The sequence below is a fragment of the Rhodococcus sp. FW305-130 genome (assembly GCF_058788335.1).
Genome location: NZ_JBYTAP010000013.1, coordinates 24,599 through 46,632, shown reverse-complemented (window position 1 = coordinate 46,632; position 22,034 = coordinate 24,599). Strand labels below are relative to the sequence as shown.

Here is a 22,034-nt window from a genome sequence, read left to right as displayed (position 1 = left end):
TGTACTTGGACGGTCGTCCAGGCAAGTATTGCGCGAAGATTTTGTCATTTGCGTTCTACGATCATTGGATGCTGAACAGGCTTCCGGCGGACGAACGCCGCACACAATTGGTCGAGTCCGCTTTGTCTATTGCGGAACAGCGCGGTGTCAGTTCTGTGACGGTGAGGGCGGTGGCAGAGGAGGCCGGCGTATCGCTCGGCGTCGTTCATTACTGCTTCGAGAGCAAGGAAGCGCTGATCGCGGCAATGGGTGAAACGCTCATTCTGCAGCTCAGCGCGTCGATGCAGTATGCGTTCGCGCAGGTCCGCCATGCGCCGGATCTCAGTGGCGTGCAGGGGCTCAGGGAATTGCTGCATATCGGCCTGACCGGAATGTGGCCGACCATCGAAGCAACCCCGGATCGCCAGTTGTTGACCTACGAAATTACCGCGCAGGCACTGCGTAGTCGCAATCTCGGAGCCGAACGTGCTGGGGCAGTTGCATTTGAGCAGTACCGAATCATGGATGAGCTCGCGGTGTCGTTTCTCGAAGAGTGCGCCAAGATATCGGGCACGGTGTGGACGGAGCCGTTGAGTTCGATTGCGCGACTGAGTCTTGCAATGATCGACGGCCTTGTTCTGCGATGGCTGGTCGATCGTGACTCCGACGCGACTATCGCCGAGTTCGGAGAAATGGTTCAGGTAATCGCCAATAAAGCAGTGGTCGCGCCTCAGTAGAACCGCCATCCTGGACATACGTCCAGGATTGGTGATTGACTGGTCGCACGCCGCGACGATTGGATCATCTGTGACCAGGACCCTCGATCGACTCACTGCTGCCACGCGAGAACTCGACCCGCCTCTGGCTGCTCTGGATCTGACCACACTGCGCAGTAATGCAGCCGACCTGGTGCGCCGCGCCGGTGGAACCCCGGTGCGAGTGGCGAGCAAATCGGTTCGTTGTCGTACGGTTCTGACTGAAACTCTCGGTGACACACTGACTGCATCCGGCGGGTTCCGCGGAATCATGGCGTACTCACTGCGCGAGGCTCTGTGGCTGGTCGGGCTCGGCGCACGGGACATCCTGATGGGATACCCGACCGCCGATCGTGGCGCCATCGCGGATCTCGCTGCCGATGACACCGCCCTCCAATCGATCACCTTGATGGTCGACGACGATGCGCAGTTGGATCTCATTCGTTCGGCGTCGACGGGAGATGCGCCTGTCCGGGTATGTCTCGACGTCGATGCGTCACTGCGGATCGGTCCGATCCATCTAGGCGTGCGACGCTCGCCGCTGCGCGAACCTGCCGCGGTCGCCGCACTCGCGGCGCGTGCTCGCCAGCGCGGATTCTCCGTTGTCGGAGTGATGTTCTACGAAGCCCAGATCGCCGGCCTCCCGGACACCAGCGCTCCGATCGGTTGGGTCAAGAAGGCCTCTGCCCGCGAACTGGCGTCCAGAAGGGGCGCTGTGGTCGCGGCCGTCACCGATGCCGTGGGTGCACTCGAGATCGTCAACAGCGGCGGTACGGGGTCGCTGGAGGTCAGCTCGGCCGATCCTGTGGTGACCGAGGTAACAGCAGGCTCCGGACTGTACGTACCGACCCTGTTCGACCGCTACCGTGCCTTCCGTCCCGATCCGGCGCTGTTCTTCGCACTGTCGGCCGTGCGCAAGCCGACGCCGTCCGTCACGACCCTGTTCGGCGGCGGATACATCGCGTCGGGACCTGCCGGAGCCACCCGCGTTCCGTCACCGGTCTGGCCCGCTGGTCTCAAACTGCTCCGCAACGAAGGAGCCGGCGAAGTCCAGACACCGGTCACCGGGAAGGAAGCCGGAAACATCGCGATCGGCGACCGCGTATGGTTCCGTCACGCCAAGGCCGGCGAGCTGTGCGAGCGCTTCGACCGCGTGTATGTGGTCGAAGCCGACGGCACCCGAACCTCGGTTCCCACCTACCGCGGCGAAGGGCAGTGCTTCGGGTAGGACAGTGCTTCGGGTAGGGCAGTGTGTCGGGTAAGGCAGTGTTTCGGGTAGGGCAGCGTTTGGCTGTGAAAATATTCGGCTAGCTCGTCAACCTCATGAACGCGCCCAGCTCCACCAATCCTGCGGGCGTGCTCGGCATGTACTGCGTCAACGCGTGTGATCGGACGATGATCGCGCACCACTTGCCGCGGGAGACAGCAACATTGAGGCGGTTCCGCGACAGAAGGAACGACATTCCTCGCGGGACGTCCTCGACGGCAGATGCGGCCATCGACACGATTGCCACCGCGGCCTCGCGGCCCTGGAACTTGTCGACGGTCCCGACCTCGACCTCCGTGAGACCGGCTTCGGTGAGATCGCGCTCGACGGTACCGACCTGGGCGTTGTATGCCGCGACCACGAGGATGTCCGACTGCTCCAGGGGCCGGGTTCCCTCGAACTCGCTCGGATCGGTCCATGGCGTACCGAGAAGGCCCTGGATCTGGCGAACGATTTCCTGGGACTCTTCCGGGGAGTACGTGGAATTGCCGCGGTGATCGACGAACACCGTGTGCACTCCGGCAGCGAGTCCGTCGAGTTTTCTTGCCGCACTCACGGTTTCCTGAGAATGGAGCTTGCCCTCGTACGACAGTGCGGACACGGGCGCACACAGATCCGGGTGCATCCGCCAAGTCTTCTCGAGGAAATAGCCGAGTTCGGGTGGCAGTGCGCCGTGTCCCTCGGCGAGCCAACCGAGCGCCGATTCGTCGACAGGTTCGGGGTGAGTACCTTGGCTCACCTGCGGCAACTGCTGCGGATCGCCCAGCAGCAACAGGTTTCGCGCGGAAATCGCGACGGCAATGGTGTTGGCGAGCGCGAACTGGCCCGCCTCGTCCACCACGAGCAGGTCCAAGCTGCCCGCTGGAACACGATCGGTGTTCGCGAAATCCCACGCAGTGCCGCCGATGACGCAGCCGACGCCTTCGGCCTCGGCGATGAATCCCGCATATTCTTCGGATGCGATGTCCTGCCATTCTGCGGTCTTGCTGCGGCTGCCCTTCTTCGCGACCAGTGCAGGGTCCACGCCGGCCTTCAGAATGCCGCCGAGCATGTTCTCGACCACCGAATGTGATTGAGCCACCACTCCGATTCGCCACTGATGTTCTTCGATCAGTGTCTTGACGACACGAGCGCCCGTGTACGTCTTGCCCGTACCAGGGGGACCCTGTACTGCCACGTAGGAATCATCGAGGTCGAGAAGTGCGGCGGTGATGGCGTCCGCGTAGTTGTTGTCGGTGCCGACGGGCGGGAGCGGTGAACCCGAGCGTGTCCTCGGGGTGCTGCGCCGGAGAATGTCGACCGCTGCTACGGGTGGCAGTTCGGGCAGGATCTCGCTGGCGCCGGATGCGGCAGCGGCGATGGACTTCTCCATGCATCCGGTGGGAATCGGACGACCAGGTGCCAATGCGACTGGAGCATCGAGGTATTCGTCACCGCCGAGCAGTTCTTCGACGGTGACCACGTCGAGTCCTTCGGACTTGACCACGGCCGTGACCTTGACGCTGCTGGTGCCGCGTTGGGTGGGGTTCTCGCTGGCAACAGCATCGGGGGAGGGGGTTGCGTAGAGAGCGAACAGATCACTGCCCGGGCTCAAAGACGTTCCGGTGCCGAAACTTCCGGTCAGCTGAATGTGTCGACGGAACTTCTTCTGACGTGGGGTGCTCTTGTGCCAGTCCGCCTCGATTTCGGACTGTTCGACCACCATGACGTCGCGGATGTCCACCAGGTCTTCGATCGGTGTGACCAATCGGTCGAAGTGGGCCCACCAGTACGGCTTCCGCTCACGATTGTGGTACCCCACCGCAGCAGCCAGTAGAGCAGCTGCCTGCTGATCGGGGGTACGCGCCGAACCTGCCTTGTGTCCTGCGAATTCGCGGAGCGCGATCTCCGATTCGGTGAGCTCCTCGAGTGGAATCTTGATCTGCCCGGTCGGCTCACGAAGTTCGACGCCGTGTTCTGCGGCGCGCTCGGCAAGCCAATCGCGCAGGCGCAGAGTGGATTCGCAGTCGTATTCGTTGTAGTCGGAGATGCCCTGAAGAAGTTCCCTGGCCTGGTCGGCTGGTCCGCCGTCGCGCAATTGGCAGTAGTCGGCATAAGCGACAACCGAAGCGGCGGCATTGGTCACGTCGCCGTCGCGGCCGTGCTCACCCATGTAGAGCGGCTCGAGTTTCTTGATGCTGTACGAGCGTTGTCCGATCCGCAGGCAGGCGCGGACGATCGGGTACAGGTCCACGAGCACGTTCTCGCTGAGCAGCGTGTCCACCGTCTGCTCGCCGACACCGTGACGTGCGGCCAAGCGCAACAGCGCCGATTTCTCGTACGCGGCGTAGTGATAGATGTGCATGCCGGGGTGAGCTTCTCGGCGCGCGGTGACGTAGTCGAGGAAGTCGAGGAGTGCCTGGCGTTCACCGTCGCGATCGTGTGCCCAGAACGGCTTGAACACGTAGTCGTCCGCCGGTCCTTCGACCACACCGAAAAGGTATTCCAACCCCCAGTCGGTGGATCCGTCCTCGGCCCAGAGGGGATCGCCCTCGAAGTCGAAGAAGATGTCGCCGTCGTCGGGGACGGGTAGTCCGCCGAGCGCCGAGGGTCCGTAGACCTCGAATTCGGCGTCGCCGGATTGTTCCTGACGAAGTTGAACCGCGGCCTGTGCACGGAGTTTGTCGAGTGTTTCCCGTCGAATTCCCTCGACAGGGCCGGTGCTCGCGGCGAGTTCGTCAATTGTCGTGATCCCCGAGACGATCAGCTGTTCACGCTGATTGCCGCGGACGCCCGCAACCAGCAGCAGGTCCCGATGACTTTCGACTTCGACGCTGCAGGTGTTGCATCGACCACAACGCAGGTACCGATCGTCGAGCCACTGTGTCGGTTTCCCCTCGGCGCGGTGCTCGTCGAGGACTCGTTCGAGTTCAGCTCTGCGTGCTGCGAATACCGGCGCGATGTCTCCGATGTCGTGCGACGACGTGCTGCCGTCGCCGAGCAGTAGATGAACCTGATCGGAGGCGGCAATTGCATTGCGCTCCAACGCATCCGCGTATGCGGCGAGTTGTAGAAGTGCCGACACCTTGGCGTGCCGGGAGAGCTTGCTGTCGTAGACCGCGTAGGTGTCGCCTTCGCGGACGAGGAAATCGCAGAACCCGAGGAATCGGCCGTCGAAAAAGGTTCCCTGATAGATGACGGGCGCGCCCGATCGTGCTGCCTCGACAGTGGCCAACGTGGCAGCGGTCAGGCCTGCGCGTGAGTGTTCCGGTCGCGGCATGACGACGACGCCGTCTCCGTGTTGATCGATGAACTTCTGAAGCTGTTCGCGCTCGTGCGAGTCGCCGAGGCTCGACGTCCGCTCGAGCATCGGATCCGCCTCGACCGCCTCGGCTGAGATCAGACCGGTTCGGGCGTCGAGTTGCCGCAACAGTGCGAACTCGCACGAGGCCGCGGCCGAGAGGTCGCTGGCGCTGTAGACGATCTGATCATCGAGTAGGAACACACGGAGATTGTGCCATCGCTCACCGACAAGGCAACCCACCAGTAATCGCCCACCGCCCGCGGATGCCCGTAGGAGAGTGCAGAATGACGAGCATGCCCTTCTTCGACGGACGAACCGGTCAGGTGCACTTTCGGCATTGGCCGGCGGCAGGGGGCGCAGTGCCCACTGTGTCTTTGGTCTTTCTGCACGGCCTCGGTCAGCACAGCGGGCAGTATCACCGTTTCGCGGGTGCAATGACGGCGTCGGGGATCGACGTGTGGGCGATCGATCACACCGGGCACGGTTTGTCGGAGGGTGATCCGGGAGTCGGGGCTCCGCTCTCCGATCTTGCTGCCGATGCAGCCGCGCTGGCTGACATCGCTTTGGCCGAACTGCCCGAAGTTCCGCAGGCGGTGATGGGTCATTCGTTAGGTGCCGTGACTGCGCTGACGGTGCTGGCTCATCGCGATCACGAATTCGCGTCCGCGGTGTTGTGCGGCATTCCGCGCAGCGCGGTGGAGCAACACGGGTGGGCGGAACTCTCCGACGCGGGCATCCCAGTCCTGGTCGTTCACGGTACCGACGACCGGATCGCCCCGGTCGATCCCGTCCGAGATTGGGCGCGGACGCTGCGCAACGTCGAGATGCGCGAGTTCGAGGACGCCGGTCACGACCTGCTGCACGAGAAGGTTCACGCCAGTGTCACCAACGTCAGCCGTGAATTCCTTCTCGCGCATTCCAGGTAGTCCTCTCAGGAGAGCGCGCCGAGCACCTCTTTCGACGTGACGGGGTGCGAGAACATCGGGTAGTCGTAGGTGATTGCGTTCTCGTGTTCGGCGACCGAAGTGCCTGCCACGCAATCGGTGAGTGTGATGACCCGGTAACCGTTCTCGTATCCGGTGCGCATGGTCGATTCGACGCAGCAGTTGGTCAGGAAGCCGCCGAGAACAATCGTGCGAATTCCTTTGCTGCGCAGAATGAAATCGAGGTTTGTGCTGGCAAAAGTGTCGAGTCCACGCTTGCCCTCGATGACGATGTCGCCGTCTTTCGGGGCGAGTTCGTCGACGATCGCAGCTCCCCAGGAACCCTTCACGAAAGCCTTGCCGTCGACGACGCCCTTGAGGATGCCGTACGGATGCGAGGTGATTTCGTTGTACCCCTCGGCGAAGGTGATCGGTGCGTGCATCACGGTGACACCTGCCGCCCGAGCCGCATCGACCAGCGCAGCGGTGTTCGCGAGGAGTCCGTTCGATTCCATGACCGGAGCGACGGCCTCGTGAAGAACACCGCCCTCGGTGGTGAAGTCGTTCTGGTACTCGATGAGCACGACGGCTGTGGTTGCTGGATCCAATTCGAGCTTGTCGGTCATGGTCGACACCTTGTCTGTTGTGGTCCGGGTCACGAATCTCCTCAATTAAACAGTTTGTCAGACAAGCAGGCAAGGGGTGGTAGCGTCGCGGCATGGATACGACTCCGTTGTCGCGCATGCCGCTCAGCCTTGCCGTGTCGGGAAGAATCCGTGCTGCCATACTCGACGGCTCGCTTCCCGTCGGCGAGGCGTTGCCGACCGAACAGGAACTCGCGCAGACCTTCTCGGTGGGTCGATCGACGGTCCGCGAGGCACTTCGTGTCCTGCAAGCACAGGGATTGTTGACCGGCGCGGACACCACTTCTACTGCCAGGCCTCGGGTGACGCACGAGCACACGGCCGATTCTGCGGCCACCGCTCTCAGTACGGCACTGCAAGTGGGCGCGGTTCCGCTCGGCGATCTTGTCGAATTGCGAGTGCTGCTCGAAGCTGCTGCGCTACGAACCGTCACCGCCGTGCCAGACGACGCCCGGGCTGCGATCGAGCGAATGCGCATCGCAACCCGGGCCGACGACTCGGTCGCATTCCACGACGCCGACGTCGACTTTCACGTTGCGCTCGCCGGAGCGGGCGGGAACAAGGCGTTCGGGTTGGTCATGACGGTTCTCCGCGACAGCATCGCCGGCTACCTGCTGAGCGAACTGGACTCGCGCGAGAACTCGGCGGCCACGCTCGGCGCACTGCTGGCCGAGCACGAGGGTATCGCCGACGCGATCGAGCGCGGCGCAGCTGACGAGGCCGCCGATTTGGTCGAGCGCCATGTGCGCGGATTCTACGAAGGACGAACGGAATGACCACGAGTATCGATCTGTTGGGCGAACGCTTGCAGAAAGCGGTGGGGGACAGGGCGACAACCGATCCCGACCGGATGGGCGCCTACGTCCGGGATCAATCACTGCTCACTGCAGCCGGAAGGCCCGCCGCGCTGGTCAAGGCGAAGACGGTCGACGACGTCGTCGCGGTTATGACAGTGGCGCACGAACTCTCCGTTCCGGTGGTGACACGAGGGGCAGGTACGGGGTTGGCCGGCGCTGCCAATGCGCTCGACGGGTGCATCGTCTTGAGCGTCGCGGGCATGGATCGCATTCTCGAGATCGATCCTGCCGCGCGCACCGCCACGGTGGAGCCCGGAGTGATCAACGGTGACCTGGCGGAAGCTGCTGCACAGCAGGGTCTTTGGTACGTACCGGATCCGGGAAGCCGGGCCATCTCGAGTATCGGCGGCAATCTGGCGACAAATGCAGGCGGCATCTGTTGCGCCAAGTACGGCGTCACCGGTGATCACGTCGCGGCCCTGACGGCGGTACTCGCCGACGGGCGTGTGGTCCGTACCGGTGCACGGACGCGCAAAAATGTTGCGGGGCTGGACCTGACACATCTGCTCGTGGGCTCGGAGGGAACGCTCGCGGTCATCGTCGAAGCCACGATGCGGTTGCGTACGGCGCCCACTGCGGCGACCACCGTCGTCGCCTTCTTCGATTCCGCGGAGTCCGCGATCGATGCCGTCCTCGCCGTGTCGGCAGTGGCCGAACCGTGTCAGATGGAGTTGATGGACGACGTCACCATCGGCGCGGTCAATCGGCTGACGAAGATGGGGTTGGACGAATCGGCCGGGGCGATGCTGCTCATCCAGTGCGACGGTAGGTCGGCGGCCGCCGAGGCAGCGGACTGCGCCGCGGCGTGCGAAAGTGCCGGGGCTCGAGAGGTTTTCCACACCGACGATCCCGTGGAAGGTGAGGAGTTCACTGCCGCCCGCCGGATGGCGTTGCCAGCTCTCGAGGCGTTGGGCACGGTACTTCTCGACGACGTCGCGGTGCCGGTGCCGGCGTTGCCGTCCATGTTGGAATGCATTCGTGAAGCGGCCGATCGCCACGGTGTCACGATCGGAACCTTCGGCCACGCCGCCGACGGCAATCTCCACCCGACCATCGTGTTCGACGCTGCCGAAACGGGAGCGCAGGATCGTGCGCGCGGAGCTTTCGACGACATCGTTGCCGGCGCACTGGCATTGGGCGGAACGATCAGCGGTGAACACGGTATCGGGGTTCTCAAAGCGCCGTACATGGCAGACATGGTCGGCCAGACCGAACGCCAGTTGATGCTTGCGGTGAAGGCCGCATTCGATCCGAAGAGCATTCTCAATCCCGGACGGGGTATCTGAGCGCTTCTTCCGACCCTCACTCGTCGGAAATTGCGCTACCAGACGAACTTGTTGCTGCACGACGCTTTTTCGAGTGACGATGGCCGTCATGAAGTTGCTGATGCTCGGAGGAACACGGTTCCTCGGCCGTGCCCTCGTCGACGACGCCCTGGCACGGGGCTGGGAAGTGACAGTGCTCCATCGGGGGCTCACCGGAGCGCCACCACCTACCGCGGAGGTTCTGTTCGCGGATCGCACCGATCAGCGAGCGATGGTTGAGGCGCTCGGTGATCGTCGATGGGATTTTGTCGTCGACACCTGGTCGGGTAGCCCCCGAGTTGTCGGTGAGAATGCACGCGTCTTGCACGGTCACGTCGACCGGTACGCATACATCTCCAGTGGATCCGTCTACCAATGGGGCTTGCATGTGGACGAGGGCTCGCCGGTGGTTGCCGCATCTGCGACGTCCGATGACTACAGCGATTACGCGTCCGCCAAACGCGGGGCCGAACTCGCTGTCCTGGAATCCTTCCCGGACGCGCTGCTCGCGAGGGCAGGGTTGATCCTCGGTCCGCACGAGGACATCGGGCGGTTGCCGTGGTGGTTGCAGCGCATCGCTGCGGGTGGACGCGTCGTTGCTCCCGGAGCGCCGACCAGACCGTTGCAGTACGTCGATGCCCGCGACATCGCATCGTTTGTCCTGTCCGGACTGGCGGCCGAAATCAGCGGGACGTACGACGTCATCAGTGCGTCCGGGCACACCACTACCTCCGGGCTCCTCGAGGCGTGCGTGGACGCCACCGGTTCGGGTGCGGAGTTGGTGTGGATCGACGAGGACCGACTTGCAGCAGCGGGAGCGCAACCGTGGACACAACTGCCGTGTTGGGTCCCGCAAGAGGGCGAGTTCGCGGGTTTCCTCGAAGCCGACACTGCCAAGGCGGCGCGGGGAGGGTTGCGGTGCCGTCCCGTCGAAGACACCGTGCGCGATACCTGGGAATGGATGCAACGGGAAACTCTGCCGACCCAGCGGGAGGATCGTGCGGTGCACGGCCTTCCATCCGAGATCGAAAAGGAACTACTCTCTGCCGGTGAGTGAAACGAGTCTGGCCCGGTTCGCATTCGAACCGGGCCAGACTCGTGAAAGACGATCGATCAGGCGTACAGGTCGCTGATCTTGGTCTTGTGAGCTTCGTGAATGATGTTGCGCTTGAGCTTGAGCGTCGGCGTCAATTCACCGGTCTCCTGGGTGAAGTCGACCTCGAGGATCGTGTACTTCTTGATCTGCTCGGGGTTGGAGACCTTCTTGTTCGCGTCGGCAACGGCCGAGTCGATCTCGGCGATCAGGTCGGCGTTCTTCACCAGATCCGCGATAGCGGTGCTGGCGGGCAGGCCGTTGCGCTCGACCCAACCGGGCAGAGTCTCCGGATCGAGGGTGATCAGTGCACCGATGAACGGCTGACCGTCGCCGACGACGAGGCACTGGCTGATCAGAGCGTGCGCACGCAGGGAATCCTCGAGGCCTGCCGGTGCGACGTTCTTGCCTCCGGCCGTGACGATGATTTCCTTCTTGCGCCCGGTGATGGAGACGTAGCCCTCGTTGTCGATCGATCCGAGGTCGCCGGTGTGGAACCAGCCGTCGACGATCGATTCGGCCGTCGCCTTGTCGTTGTGCCAGTAGCCGGCGAACACGACCGGGCCCTGCAGGAGGAGTTCGCCGTCCTCGGCGATCCGTGCTGCATGGCCGTTGATCGGCTTGCCGACGGTGCCGACGCGCTGCGCGCTCGAGGTGTTGACGGTGATTGCGGCGCTGGTCTCGGTGAGTCCGTAGCCCTCGTAGATCGGGATGCCGACGCCGCGGAAGTAGTGGCCGAGACGCGCGCCGAGGGCTGCGCCACCGGAGACTGCACGCTCGCACTCGCCGCCCAGAGCTGCGCGCAACTTCGAGTAGACGAGCTTGTCGAATACCGCATGCTTGAGCTTGAGTGCCAGCCCGGGGCCACCCTTTTCGAGGGACTCGCTGTATTCGATGGCAGTGGCGGCAGCCTTGTCGAAGATGCTGCCCTTACCGCCGTCGACTGCCTTCTGGCGAGCCGAGTTGTACACCTTCTCGAACACGCGCGGTACCGAGAGGATGAAGTTGGGCTTGAAACCGGCGAACTGCTCGAGGAGCGTCGTCAGATCCGACGTGTGGGCGACGGTGACCTTGGCGTCGAAAGCGCCGAAGGAGATCGCTCGCGCGAATACGTGGGCGAGCGGCAGGAACATCAGCGTCTTCTTGCCGGGGACCATCGACTCCGGCATCGCCAGGCGGCAGGCGTTGGACTCGGCGTAGAAGTTGGAGTGCGTCAGCTGGACACCCTTGGGGCGTCCGGTGGTTCCGGAGGTGTAGATCAGGGTCGCGGGCGAGGCAGCGGTGACCTGGTGACGACGAGTGTGCAGTTCTTCGTCGGTGATTGCCGAACCGCGACTGGACAGCTCGTCGATAGCACCTGACTCGATGACCAGAACCTCGCGGAGGGCTTCTGCACCGTCGGTGACTTCCTTGTGAGTCTCCGCGTGCTTGGCCGTTTCGACGACCAGAAGTGTTGTCGCGGAATCCTCGAGGATCCACTGGGCCTGATCAGGGGAGGAGGTCTCGTAGATCGCGACGGTGCATCCGCCGGCAGTCCAGATGGCGTAGTCGAGAACGACCCACTCGTAGCGAGTTGCTGACAGGATAGCGACGCGGTCGCCGAGCTCGACGCCCGAAGCGATCAGGCCCTTGGCAACTGCGGAGACCTGCTTCGCGAATTCAGCTGCAGTGACGTCGACCCATCCACCGTTCGACGGCCTCTTGAACGGCACGAATGTGGGGTCTTCTTCGGCGTGACGGAACACGGAGTCGGCCATGGATACGTTCTCCGGAATTGAGAACGACTGTGGAACTGAGAACTCGCGCACTATTGACCCCTCCAGTGACTACTGACATTTCTGATGTGCATTGCATCACATTAGTCGTCATTTTGCACTGTCGTTACTATTCGGTAGAACTGGTCGGGCGCTGACCTGCAGTTTAGTGTGACCGCCTGTTTACAGGTACTCAGGCGACGTGTTGGAGCATGCGGCCGTGCACGGACAACCACCGGCGAATTGCGTAGTCCAATCGGTCCGGATCCACTCCGAGTTGCTCTGCAGTAGCTGCAAGGATCTCCGAGGTGTCTCCTGACAACTCGGTGGTGCCGAGTGTTGCGCTGATGAACGTGTCGGCAGCGGTACCCAGATCGGTGTGTGGAATTCCGGCCAACATCAACAGGTGGGCCCAGGTCACTTCGGAACCGTCTCCGCAGGCGTCCACCCAGGCAAGGTGAACCGCATCGAGAGCGTTGTCGGAATCGGCAGCAGAGAGCAGGTCCTCGACGCTGTTGATCCGCAAGTGATGGAGTTTTTCGGCGACCTGTTGGATGTGACGTGCCTCGATCGGGACACCCGTCGCCGTGTAGCGACGCTTGTACGAGCCGATCTTGCCTGCCCACTGGTCCGAACTCCCGGCTTCCTCGAAGGTGCGGAGTAGTTCGCGTGCGCCGTCCGTGACGGGTTTGTCTTCGCGGGCTTTCCGGTAGGCCAGGTAGCGATCTACGACGGTCACTTCGCTGTGACCCGACGTGGACTGAACGGATTCGATGATGCACAGGGCGAGGCTCTGTCGATAAGCGTCTGACGCAACCCAGGCGGAAGGGTCGCCCAGGCGGTCACGGCACGCAGCTGCGACGGCGTCGACGGTATCGGTCGAGATGGTCACGGTTCCTCCAGAAAGCCGAATTCTTTTTGTTCCATTTGGGCTATCGGCACCGAGGAGCGAAATGTTGCACACATCACAAATTCTCAGAGATCTCTTGGACTGCGCTCAGGCTGGAGGGGTGTCCTCTCAGGCGAGGAAGGTCAGCACTTCGTCGTCGCTGAGTTGATGAAAGTCCTCGAATGCAGCACCGACGCCGCCCAGCAGGGCAGGAACGAAGGGGCAGACGACCCGATCGGCTGAGCACGCGATCACTCTCATTGCTTCAGGGGAGGCAACTGGGACAGCGACGATGACGGATGCAGCACCCGCGGTGCGCGCGCAGCGGCAGGCAACGGCGGCACTCGCACCCGTGGCCATTCCGTCGTCGACGATCACTGCGGTGCGTCCGTGGAGGGAAACCGGGGTCCGTCCCTCGCGCAGGAGTCGCGCTCGCCGTTCCAATTCGGTTCGTTCGTCGCGTTCGACGGCGGCGAGTTCACTTTTCGAGACGCGAACCGCTGCGATGACGTCGTGATTGAGGACCCGCACGCCACCCTCACCGATGGCGCCCATCGCCAGTTCCGGGTTGTACGGACTGCCGAGCTTGCGCACCACCACGATGTCCAGCGGAGCGTTCAGTGCCGCAGCCACCTCGGCTGCGACCGGTACTCCGCCGCGTGGGAGTCCGAGAACGACAGGCTTGTCGAGACGCAAAGACTCGAGCCGCCCGGCCAGAAATTTGCCGGCGGAAGATCGATCCCGATACTGGGTCACTGCGTTGTCCTCGAGAAGCTCGAACCCCGACCTGTTCGACGCTACCCGCTGCAGGTCACCGCGACGAGACTGTGAACCTCCGCAGCGCGAGAGCGGGATTCTTCTCGCGTACTTCGGCGATGCGAGCGGCCGAAACAGTCGCGGCGGCAACCCCGACCTGCTCGCCCAGTGAACACATCACGACGCCCATCGGGTCGACGATCATGCTGGCACCCGCGCCGCCGCGCGCGCTCTGGTCAGCCGCTGCGATGTACATCGTGTTCTCGATGGCCCGGGCGCGTACGAGAGTGGTCCAGTGGTCTTCCTTGAGTGGCCCGGGCACCCACTGGGCGGGCAGGAGCAGGATGTCCGCGCCGACGTCGACGATCCGCCGGGTGACTTCCGGGAAGCGCAGGTCGTAGCAGGTCTGGAGGCCGAAGGTCAGGCCGTCGCACCCGAAAGTCTGCGGTTCCGTGATGTCGCCGGCACGGATCACGGCCGACTCCTGGTAACCGAATGCGTCGTAGAGATGCAGCTTCCGGTAGGTCGCCACCAGTTCGCCGTTCGGGTCCATCGCGACGAGGGTGTTGGAGATTCTGCTCACGTCGTCGATCCGCTCGTTCATTCCCGCCACGAGGAAGATTCCGAACTCCGCGGCGACCGCCGCCAGTGCCGAACCGAATTCGCCGTCCAGGTCCTCCGCGGACTCGATCAGTCGTTCATCCGTCTTCGGTGCGGTGAACATCGAGTATTCCGGCGCCACGACAACTTTCGCGCCCCGTGCTGCTGCATCGGAAGCCAGTGATCGCAGTGATTCGAGGTTGGCTTTCTTGTCCGTCCCCGGGGCGAATTGGGCAATCGCGACAACGGTCTGGGCGGGGGTGGCAACGGTGGCTTCGGTCATGCTCCATACGCTAGGCGAAACCCGCTGGGAGGGTGGATCTGTCGTAAATGCACCCCCGGTATGTCGTCGTGTCTATACTCTATCCGCTAAACTGCTGGTCAAATGAGTGATATTGAGCGTGACCCCGAACCCCCAACATTTGCCGACCTCGACATCGATGATCGGGTACTGAAGGCACTGTCAGACGTGGGCTACGAGTCGCCCTCGCCGATTCAGGCTGCCACCATTCCGCCGCTGCTCGAAGGCAAGGACGTCGTCGGTCTCGCACAGACCGGTACCGGCAAGACCGCAGCTTTCGCAGTTCCAGTCCTGTCGCGGATCGACACGTCGATCAAGCAGACCCAGGCGCTGGTGCTTGCTCCCACGCGTGAGCTGGCGCTTCAGGTTGCCGAGGCATTCGGCAAGTACTCCGCGCACATCCCCGGACTCAACGTGCTGCCGATCTACGGTGGCCAGAGCTACGGCGTCCAGCTGTCCGGCCTGCGCCGCGGCGCACACGTCGTCGTCGGTACCCCGGGTCGTGTCATCGACCATCTCGAAAAGGGCACCCTGGATCTGACCAATCTCAAGTACCTCGTTCTCGACGAGGCCGACGAGATGCTCAAGATGGGGTTCCAGGAGGACGTCGAGCGCATCCTCCGCGACACCCCCGGCGACAAGCAGGTTGCCCTGTTCTCCGCAACGATGCCCGGCTCGATTCGCCGGATCTCGAAGCAGTACCTGAACAATCCGGTCGAGATCACCGTCAAGTCCAAGACGTCGACCGCTTCGAACATCACGCAGCGCTACATTCAGGTTGCTCATCAGCGCAAGCTCGATGCACTGACCCGAGTCCTCGAGGTCGAGGCATTCGAGGCGATGATCATCTTCGTCCGTACCAAGCAGGCCACCGAAGACCTGGCGGAGAAGCTGCGGGCCCGCGGGCACTCGGCTGCCGCGATCAACGGCGACATCGTCCAGGCACAGCGTGAGCGGACCATCGGTCAGCTCAAGAACGGCGCCCTCGACATCCTTGTCGCGACCGACGTTGCCGCTCGAGGCCTCGACGTCGATCGAATCTCCCACGTCGTCAACTACGACATCCCGCATGACACGGAGTCGTACGTTCACCGCATCGGTCGTACCGGCCGCGCCGGTCGTCAGGGTGACGCGTTGCTGTTCGTCGCTCCGCGTGAGCGTCATCTGCTCAAGTCCATCGAGAAGGCGACGCGTCAGCCGCTTGCGGAGATGCAGCTTCCCAGTGTCGACGACGTCAACGCCCAGCGCGTGGCCAAGTTCGGTGACTCCATCACCGAGAGCCTGGCCTCGGAGAATCTCGCGATGTTCCGCAAGATGATCGAGGACTACGACCAGGAACACGATGTTCCGCTCATCGACATCGCTGCCGCTCTGGCATTGCAGTCGCGCGACGGCGAAGCATTCTTACTTTCTCCCGAGCCGCCGGCACCGCCGCGCCGTGAGCGCGAGCCGCGTGAACCGCGTCCCCCTCGTCGTTTCGACGACGGCCCGGCTCCTCGCTCGCGTGGACCCGAGGGCCAGGAGTTGGCTGCATACCGCATTGCAGTCGGCAAGCGTCACCGCGTCGTTCCGGGTGCCATCGTCGGTGCCATCGCCAACGAGGGTGGACTTCGTCGAAGCGACTTCGGGCACATCAGCATTCGCCCGGATCACAGCATCGTCGAGCTGCCGGCCGACCTCTCCAACGAGACTCTCGAAGCTTTGCGTCGCACACGCATCTCCGGCGTCCTGATCCAGCTGCAGCCTGATTTCGGCCCGCCGCAGGGACGTCCGAGTGGCCGTGGCGACCGTGGTGGCCGGGACGATCGCGGTGGACGTGACGACCGCCGCGGTGGCGGACGCGATCGCTACAACGACTGACCTACAGCTTCAACGACTGACATAAAGACTGAAACAGGCGCTGCCCTCCGCGAGGAGGACAGCGCCTGTTTTCTGTGTGGAGGGCAAGGCGCTGCGCGGTATCAGATCGGCGTCGGTGCGAGGGCGCCGTTCTTCCGGGCGTTGGTGTCGAACTGCGTGCGGTACAACTCGGCGTAGCGGCCACCGTGCGCGAGCAGTTCCTCATGGTTGCCGCGCTCGACGATCTGGCCTGCTTCGACGACGAGGATCAGGTCGGCGGAACGGATCGTCGACAACCGGTGAGCGATCACCACCGCAGTCCGCCCGGCGAGTGCTTCGCCGAGTGCTTCCTGAACCGCGGCTTCCGACGTCGAGTCGAGATGCGCGGTGGCCTCGTCCAGGATGACGACGCGAGGCTGGGCCAGGAGCAGTCGTGCGATGGTCAGGCGTTGGCGCTCGCCGCCCGAGAGGCGGTAACCGCGTTCACCCACCACGGTCTCCAGTCCGTCGGGCAGCGACGCAACCAGGTCGGTGAGCCGTGCTCGCTCCAGAACCTCGCGCAGATCTTCTTCGGTGGCATCCGGTCGCGCAAGGAGCAGGTTGGATCGAAGGCTCTCGTGGAACAGGTGCCCGTCCTGCGTGACCATGCCGACGGTCTCGCGGATGGAATCGGCACTGAGGTCGCGGACGTCGACGCCGCCCAACTCGACCGATCCGGAATCGATGTCGTAGAGACGCGGAATCATCTGGGCAACGGTCGACTTTCCGGCGCCGGACGTGCCGACCAGGGCGACCATCTGTCCTGCTTCGGTGCGGAAAGACAGGTTGTGCAACACGTCCTCGCCGCCGCGAGTGTCGAGGATCGCGACTTCCTCCAGAGAGGCGAGAGACACCTTGTCCGCTGACGGGTACGCGAAAGTGACGTTCTTGAACTCGACCGACACCGGGCCCTGCGGCACCGTGCGTGCATCGGGCTTCTCGGTGATGAGCGGTGCCAGATCGAGAATCTCGAATACCCGCTCGAAGCTGACCAGAGCGCTCATGACGTCCACCCGCGCGCTGGCCAGTGCGGTCAGCGGCGAGTACAGGCGCGTCAACAACAACGCCATCGCAACGACGGCGCCTGCGTCCAACTGTCCGCGCAGCGCGTAGAAGCCGCCGAGTCCGTAGACGAGGGCAAGAGCCAGGGCCGAGACCAGTGTCAGCGCTGTGACGAAGACGGACTGCAGCATTGCGGTCCGGACTCCGATGTTGCGCACACGCCTGGCACGAACCGCGAACTCCGCAGACTCTTGCGACGGGCGACCGAACAGCTTGACCAGAGTCGCTCCGGGAGCGGAGAACCGTTCCGTCATCTGGGTGCTCATAAGCGAATTATGGTTGGCTGCTTCACGATTGAGTGCTGCAAGTTTTGCACCCATCCGCCGAGCGGGGATGACGAAGATGGGGAGAAGCAACAACGCGAGGACGGTGATCTGCCAAGAGATCCCGAGCATGACGATCAGCGTGATCACCAGGGTGACCAGGTTGCTGACCACTCCGGACAAGGTGTCGCTGAAGGCGCGCTGTGCGCCGATGACGTCGTTGTTGAGCCGGCTGACCAGTGCTCCGGTTCGAGTTCTGGTGAAGAACGCGATGGGCATCTTCTGGACGTGATCGAAGACGGTGGTGCGCAGATGCAGGATCAGATCTTCACCGATGCTGGCCGAAAGCCACCGGGTCAACAGGCCCAGAGCGGCTTCGAGAAGTGCAACCAGTGCGATCAGTGCGGCAAGTTTGACGACCACGTCGACGGCGTCGCCGCCGACTATCGCGTTGACCACGCGCCCGGCCAGGACGGGGGTTGCCACGGCAAGTGCAGCGGTGACGACGCTCAGTACGAGGTACCAGCTGAGGTTACGTTTCTGCGGAACCGCGAACGTCGCGATCCGCTTCAGTGTCGCCTTCGAGAACGGGCGCCGATCTTCTTGCGCGTGCATCGCGTTGTACATCGCGTTCCACGCGGTGACTTCCATACTCATGACTTCGCCCCTCCGGTCGCCGGCCACGAAGATTACGTGGCCGGTACGACACGAAGGTAGAACCTCAACCAAACTTCAGGTCAAGTGCGGCCTCAGCGGGCCACGTCGACCACCACTCGCGGAGGGTCGCTGAGCGTCGTGACCGTGAACGGCTGCTTCTCAGTCACGCCGATGAACGACTGGGTGACTCCCTCGAAGACGTTGGACCCGTTGACCTCGGTCACGACTCCGCCGACGCCGGGGACCGGGTTGGGGCCGGAGTACTGCTCGACTCCGCTGTCGAAGGGATAGGCGGAACCGTCGATCAGGACCTGGATCACTGCGGCACCCTTGATGTCCACGGGCTTACCGCTGCCTTCCTGTGTCGCCGCGTCGACGTACTTGACGCGCCATCCGGGTGTGCCGGTTCCGCCCATTTCGTAGACGACACGATCGAATCCGTCGTGCTCGCCCACTCGGATGTCGACGACGGTGAGCTTGGATTCGGTGCCCGCAGCCGACGTCTTGTCGGAGCTGTCCGTCGGGACTGGTTCTGTGGTCGACGCTGCTGCACTCGAGGTCGAGGTGACGGCCGAGGTGGCTGCCGTGGGAGTGGTCTCCGCGTCCTGCGAACAGGCAGTCAGGCTCACGCCCACTGCGATGGCAGCGACAGCGGCAAATGATCTCGTCCGGTTCGTTGTCATGACTCGATCGTAGGGCTCGCGTTATCGGGATCCGCGGCGGCGGTGCCCGGAGTTACCTAACCGATATCGCCGTCGACGTAGAGCCACTTACCCTCTGTTCGCGCAAATCGACTGCGTTCGTGGAGCATTCCCCGCTCGCGCCCGAATGTGTAGTGAGCGCGAAATTCCACGACGCCGTCGGAATCGAACAGCCCGCCCCGTTCGGTGTCCAGGATCTCCAACCGGAGCCATGTCTGGTCGGGGTCGAGATCGAGTTCGGTGGGGCGATGGGCGGGATGCCAAGTCTGCGTGAGATATTCGTCGTTCATCACAGCGAAGGCCGTGTAACGCGAACGCATCAGGGTTTCGGCAGTCGGTGCGTGCGCTTCACCGCTGATGTACTTTCCGCAGCATTCGGCCAACGCGTTGCCGCTGCCGCACGGGCACGGATCGGTCGGATTGGGTGTGGTGGGGCGGCGCGAAGTCACCGCCCCATTACAGCACGCGAACTCAGACCAGTTTGTGTTCGCGGTTGTCCCAGTACGGTTTGCGGAGGTCGCGCTTGAGGATCTTTCCGGTGGGATTGCGGGGAAGGATCTCGACGACGTCGATACTGGTCGGGCACTTGAACTTTGCGAGGCGTTCCTGTGTATAGGTGATCAGTTCGGCTTCGTCGATCTGCGCTTCGGCAGTGAGAACCACGACTGCCTTGACGGTTTCACCCCAACGGTCGTCGGGAACGCCGATGACCGCGACCTCGGCGATTGCCGGATGCTCCACCAGTACTCGTTCGATCTCGGGGGAGTAGACGTTCTCGCCGCCGGTGATGATCATGTCCTTGAGGCGGTCCTCGATGAAGACGAAGCCGTCGGAGTCGGCGCGGCCCATGTCGCCGCTACGCAGCCACCCATCTGCGGTAATCGTTTCGGCCGTCGCCTCGGGCTTGCCCAGGTATCCGGGAGTGCACTGTTCGGATCGCCACCACAGTTCGCCGGTCGTTCCGGTGGGCACGTCCTCGAGCGTGACGGGGTCCACCACACGCATCTCGACGCCTGGGATCGCCGTGCCTGCTGATGCCATGCGCTCGACCTGCGACTCGTCGCGGTGAACGTCCGGCATCAACGCGGTAATGACACCTGCCATTTCGGTCATGCCGTAGACCTGGACGAATTCGGTGTCCGGCCAAGCCGCGAGTGCTGCTCGCAACAACGGAAGGGGCATGGGGGCGGCGCCGTAGGTAATGCGTTTGAATGCCTTGAAGGCGGCGACGGCCTGCTCGCCTGCGGCCAGGACTCCGGCAATGACCGGTGGGACGAGAAAGGCGATGTTGGCTCCGGCGGCGAGACCGGCGAAGATCGACGGTCCGTCGGCTTCTCTCGTGAAGTAACAGCGCCCACCCGTGTGAATTGCCATGATGGCGTAGCACGTTCCGCCGACGTGAAACATCGGCATCGCGATCAAGAATCGGTGATCCTCGTGGGCCGGCAGGATTTCGAGCACATTGTTGCTGTGCGCGAACAGGTTTCGATGCGTGAGCTGTACGCCTTTGGGCCGACCGGTCGTCCCGGAACTGTAGAGAACCAGAGCGGTGGCATCGGGGCTCACCTCGGGGCGGGAGTGCAGCGGTGCGACCTCGTCGATCCACGGTTCGAACTCGTCGTGTTCCCCGCCGACGGCGAAGATCGATTCGACGGCCGTCAAGCGGTCGCGCATGGCGACGATCTGGGGGAGTAGTTCGCTGCCGACAAACAGAATGCGAGCGCCACAGTCCGCGAGGACGTAATCCAGCTCTTCGCCCGAAAGTCGCCAGTTGGGAATGACATTCGCGGCGCCGAGCAGTGAGGCGGCGTAGGTGACTTCGAGGCAGGACAGATGATTCTTGTCGACGAACGCGACAGTGTCGCCGGCGCCGATGCCGGATTCGGCGAGGGCGGCGGCGATACGCAAGATGCGGTCTCGCCACTGGGCCCACGTGTATTCGGTCCCTTGGAAGGTCATCGCTGCTTGATCAGGCTTGACCGTCGCCCAGTGCTCTAGCCGATCGAAAATGATTCCAGCGGTGGCGTCGGACATTCGGCCGCCTCTCTCGTGTGATTGGTGTCACAAGGTTAATGTGCGCCCGGTCTTCGTATCGCTGTTTCTCGTCAATGCGCACAAGCAGAAAGAGCACATTCCCGCGACCCTGACCGGCTCGGCTGCAGATATCAGGGTGGTCCCCGATGGCGAGCGCGCCCGACACCCGACAGGATGGAACCAACCATTGCGGGCGTCCGTGTTTTCACGGGCGCCCGTCACGCCCACAAGTAGTACCGAAGTGAACAGGAAAGGCGATCATGAGTTCGCACGCCCAGGATGTCGCGGCCCGCGCAGTCGGCCTGTCCAAGACCTACGGCACCGGAGATACCCAGGTGCACGCACTCAGTTCGGTGTCCGCAGATTTCGCCCGCGGTGAGTTCACGGCGATCATGGGGCCGTCCGGTTCCGGTAAGTCGACGCTGATGCATTGCCTCGCCGGTCTGGATTCCGCAAGTTCGGGTTCCGTTCTCATCGGCGACACGGAACTCACGACGCTTTCCGACAAACAGATGACCCAATTGCGACGCGATCGCATCGGTTTCGTTTTCCAGGCGTTCAACCTGGTGCCGACGCTGACGGCGCTCGAGAACATCACGTTGCCGCTCGACATCGCGGGACGCAAAGCGGACCCGACCTGGCTGAACAGCGTCCTGACCAAGCTGGGTCTCGGGGATCGCCTCGATCACCGGCCGGGAGAGCTCTCGGGTGGTCAGCAGCAGCGTGTGGCGTGTGCGCGTGCGCTGGCGGGTCAGCCGGAGATCATCTTCGGCGACGAGCCGACCGGAAACCTCGATTCGAAGTCCTCCGGGGAGGTGCTCTCGATCCTGCGGGCGGCCGTCGACGAGTTCAACCAGACCGTGGTGATCGTGACGCACGATCCGCGGGCAGCGGCGTATGCCGACCGGGTGGTGTTCCTCGCGGACGGCAAGATCGTCGACGAATTGCGCGAGCCTACGGCGGATTCGGTCCTCGACCGGATGAAGCGTCTGGACGCTCCGCAGGCGGTCGTGAACGTGGAAGCCGGGGCTTGA

At 63.3% G+C, this 22,034-nt stretch carries 18 protein-coding genes; 8 read left to right on the top strand and 10 right to left on the bottom strand.

The features are described 5' to 3' along the window. Positions 1-68 precede the first annotated feature (68 nt). Both AC3WQS_RS29545 and AC3WQS_RS29540 read left to right on the top strand, forming a co-directional pair. On the top strand, positions 69-716 hold the full coding sequence (locus AC3WQS_RS29545; protein ID WP_020908434.1) for a TetR/AcrR family transcriptional regulator: 648 nt from the start codon (positions 69-71) through the stop codon (positions 714-716). Positions 717-786: 70 nt separating this feature from the next. Then, positions 787-1,962, top strand: a complete 1,176-nt coding sequence (locus AC3WQS_RS29540) for an amino acid deaminase/aldolase (RefSeq protein ID WP_020970184.1) — start codon at positions 787-789, stop codon at positions 1,960-1,962. A 79-nt stretch (positions 1,963-2,041) separates the two neighbouring features. Here the strand turns inward: AC3WQS_RS29540 and AC3WQS_RS29535 are convergent, their stop codons facing one another. After that, positions 2,042-5,485: a TM0106 family RecB-like putative nuclease gene (locus tag AC3WQS_RS29535; protein ID WP_492713258.1), complete on the bottom strand. Its 3,444-nt coding sequence runs from the start codon at positions 5,483-5,485 to the stop codon at positions 2,042-2,044. 83 nt (positions 5,486-5,568) lie between these two features. Between AC3WQS_RS29535 and AC3WQS_RS29530 the strand changes: the two genes are divergently transcribed. After that, positions 5,569-6,210: an alpha/beta hydrolase gene (locus tag AC3WQS_RS29530; protein ID WP_020970182.1), complete on the top strand. Its 642-nt coding sequence runs from the start codon at positions 5,569-5,571 to the stop codon at positions 6,208-6,210. A 5-nt stretch (positions 6,211-6,215) separates the two neighbouring features. Here AC3WQS_RS29530 and AC3WQS_RS29525 read toward each other — a convergent pair whose 3' ends face one another. After that, positions 6,216-6,833, bottom strand: a complete 618-nt coding sequence (locus AC3WQS_RS29525; RefSeq protein ID WP_208114758.1) for a cysteine hydrolase family protein — start codon at positions 6,831-6,833, stop codon at positions 6,216-6,218. Between the two features lie 92 nt (positions 6,834-6,925). On the opposite strand from AC3WQS_RS29525, the gene AC3WQS_RS29520 reads away from it, so the two are divergent. The 3 genes from AC3WQS_RS29520 to AC3WQS_RS29510 all read left to right on the top strand — a co-directional run bounded on the left by AC3WQS_RS29520 (position 6,926) and on the right by AC3WQS_RS29510 (position 10,069). Continuing rightward, positions 6,926-7,627 (top strand): FadR/GntR family transcriptional regulator, encoded by a 702-nt coding sequence (locus tag AC3WQS_RS29520; RefSeq protein WP_047888039.1) that lies wholly within the window; start codon positions 6,926-6,928, stop codon positions 7,625-7,627. Further along, the gene (locus AC3WQS_RS29515) at positions 7,624-8,994 is read left to right on the top strand and encodes an FAD-binding oxidoreductase (RefSeq protein ID WP_060939473.1); all 1,371 of its coding nucleotides are present in this window, start codon (positions 7,624-7,626) and stop codon (positions 8,992-8,994) included. Before AC3WQS_RS29520 ends, AC3WQS_RS29515 begins: the two co-directional genes overlap by 4 nt. 88 nt (positions 8,995-9,082) lie before the next feature. Continuing rightward, positions 9,083-10,069, top strand: coding sequence for an NAD-dependent epimerase/dehydratase family protein (locus AC3WQS_RS29510; RefSeq protein WP_041816081.1), 987 nt, complete (start codon positions 9,083-9,085; stop codon positions 10,067-10,069). Positions 10,070-10,125: 56 nt separating this feature from the next. Here AC3WQS_RS29510 and AC3WQS_RS29505 read toward each other — a convergent pair whose 3' ends face one another. From AC3WQS_RS29505 to AC3WQS_RS29490, 4 genes are all read right to left on the bottom strand, one after another. Next, positions 10,126-11,913, bottom strand: coding sequence for an AMP-dependent synthetase/ligase (locus AC3WQS_RS29505; protein WP_477993893.1), 1,788 nt, complete (start codon positions 11,911-11,913; stop codon positions 10,126-10,128). Between the two features lie 139 nt (positions 11,914-12,052). Then, positions 12,053-12,751 carry a DUF8548 family protein gene (locus AC3WQS_RS29500; protein ID WP_029255787.1) on the bottom strand — a complete coding sequence of 233 codons (699 nt, stop codon included), beginning with the start codon at positions 12,749-12,751 and terminating at the stop codon, positions 12,053-12,055. A gap of 126 nt (positions 12,752-12,877) precedes the next feature. Then, the gene (locus AC3WQS_RS29495; RefSeq protein ID WP_029255786.1) at positions 12,878-13,504 is read right to left on the bottom strand and encodes a phosphoribosyltransferase; all 627 of its coding nucleotides are present in this window, start codon (positions 13,502-13,504) and stop codon (positions 12,878-12,880) included. Positions 13,505-13,559: 55 nt separating this feature from the next. Then, entirely contained in the window at positions 13,560-14,387 is an 828-nt protein-coding gene (locus tag AC3WQS_RS29490; RefSeq protein WP_020908425.1) for a carbon-nitrogen hydrolase family protein, read from the bottom strand. Positions 14,388-14,489: 102 nt separating this feature from the next. Here AC3WQS_RS29490 and AC3WQS_RS29485 point away from each other — a divergent pair, with 102 nt between their 5' ends. Next, positions 14,490-16,265 carry a DEAD/DEAH box helicase gene (locus AC3WQS_RS29485; RefSeq protein ID WP_003945121.1) on the top strand — a complete coding sequence of 592 codons (1,776 nt, stop codon included), beginning with the start codon at positions 14,490-14,492 and terminating at the stop codon, positions 16,263-16,265. Between the two features lie 101 nt (positions 16,266-16,366). Here AC3WQS_RS29485 and AC3WQS_RS29480 read toward each other — a convergent pair whose 3' ends face one another. From AC3WQS_RS29480 to AC3WQS_RS29465, 4 genes are all read right to left on the bottom strand, one after another. Then, entirely contained in the window at positions 16,367-18,265 is a 1,899-nt protein-coding gene (locus AC3WQS_RS29480; protein WP_133727802.1) for an ABC transporter ATP-binding protein, read from the bottom strand. A gap of 92 nt (positions 18,266-18,357) precedes the next feature. Further along, positions 18,358-18,948, bottom strand: a complete 591-nt coding sequence (locus AC3WQS_RS29475; RefSeq protein WP_019749302.1) for an AMIN-like domain-containing (lipo)protein — start codon at positions 18,946-18,948, stop codon at positions 18,358-18,360. 56 nt (positions 18,949-19,004) lie between these two features. Further along, a complete protein-coding gene (locus AC3WQS_RS29470) occupies positions 19,005-19,415 on the bottom strand; it encodes a YchJ family protein (protein ID WP_492713257.1) in 411 nt (136 codons plus the stop codon). A 22-nt stretch (positions 19,416-19,437) separates the two neighbouring features. After that, a complete protein-coding gene (locus AC3WQS_RS29465; RefSeq protein WP_019749300.1) occupies positions 19,438-21,000 on the bottom strand; it encodes a long-chain-fatty-acid--CoA ligase in 1,563 nt (520 codons plus the stop codon). Positions 21,001-21,260: 260 nt separating this feature from the next. On the opposite strand from AC3WQS_RS29465, the gene AC3WQS_RS29460 reads away from it, so the two are divergent. Further along, positions 21,261-22,034: an ABC transporter ATP-binding protein gene (locus AC3WQS_RS29460; protein ID WP_003945134.1), complete on the top strand. Its 774-nt coding sequence runs from the start codon at positions 21,261-21,263 to the stop codon at positions 22,032-22,034.

Excerpts from the sequence above, each read along its gene's own strand:
- AC3WQS_RS29480 (WP_133727802.1), bottom strand. The coding sequence starts at position 18,265 with ATGAGTATGGAAGTCACCGCGTGGAACGCGATGTACAACGCGATGCAC.
- AC3WQS_RS29520 (WP_047888039.1), top strand. The coding sequence starts at position 6,926 with ATGGATACGACTCCGTTGTCGCGCATGCCGCTCAGCCTTGCCGTGTCG.
- AC3WQS_RS29485 (WP_003945121.1), top strand. The coding sequence starts at position 14,490 with ATGAGTGATATTGAGCGTGACCCCGAACCCCCAACATTTGCCGACCTC.
- AC3WQS_RS29515 (WP_060939473.1), top strand. The coding sequence starts at position 7,624 with ATGACCACGAGTATCGATCTGTTGGGCGAACGCTTGCAGAAAGCGGTG.
- AC3WQS_RS29510 (WP_041816081.1), top strand. The coding sequence starts at position 9,083 with ATGAAGTTGCTGATGCTCGGAGGAACACGGTTCCTCGGCCGTGCCCTC.
- AC3WQS_RS29525 (WP_208114758.1), bottom strand. The coding sequence starts at position 6,833 with ATGACCGACAAGCTCGAATTGGATCCAGCAACCACAGCCGTCGTGCTC.
- AC3WQS_RS29530 (WP_020970182.1), top strand. The coding sequence starts at position 5,569 with ATGACGAGCATGCCCTTCTTCGACGGACGAACCGGTCAGGTGCACTTT.
- AC3WQS_RS29465 (WP_019749300.1), bottom strand. The coding sequence starts at position 21,000 with ATGTCCGACGCCACCGCTGGAATCATTTTCGATCGGCTAGAGCACTGG.
- AC3WQS_RS29475 (WP_019749302.1), bottom strand. The coding sequence starts at position 18,948 with ATGACAACGAACCGGACGAGATCATTTGCCGCTGTCGCTGCCATCGCA.
- AC3WQS_RS29545 (WP_020908434.1), top strand. The coding sequence starts at position 69 with ATGCTGAACAGGCTTCCGGCGGACGAACGCCGCACACAATTGGTCGAG.
- AC3WQS_RS29460 (WP_003945134.1), top strand. The coding sequence starts at position 21,261 with ATGAGTTCGCACGCCCAGGATGTCGCGGCCCGCGCAGTCGGCCTGTCC.
- AC3WQS_RS29490 (WP_020908425.1), bottom strand. The coding sequence starts at position 14,387 with ATGACCGAAGCCACCGTTGCCACCCCCGCCCAGACCGTTGTCGCGATT.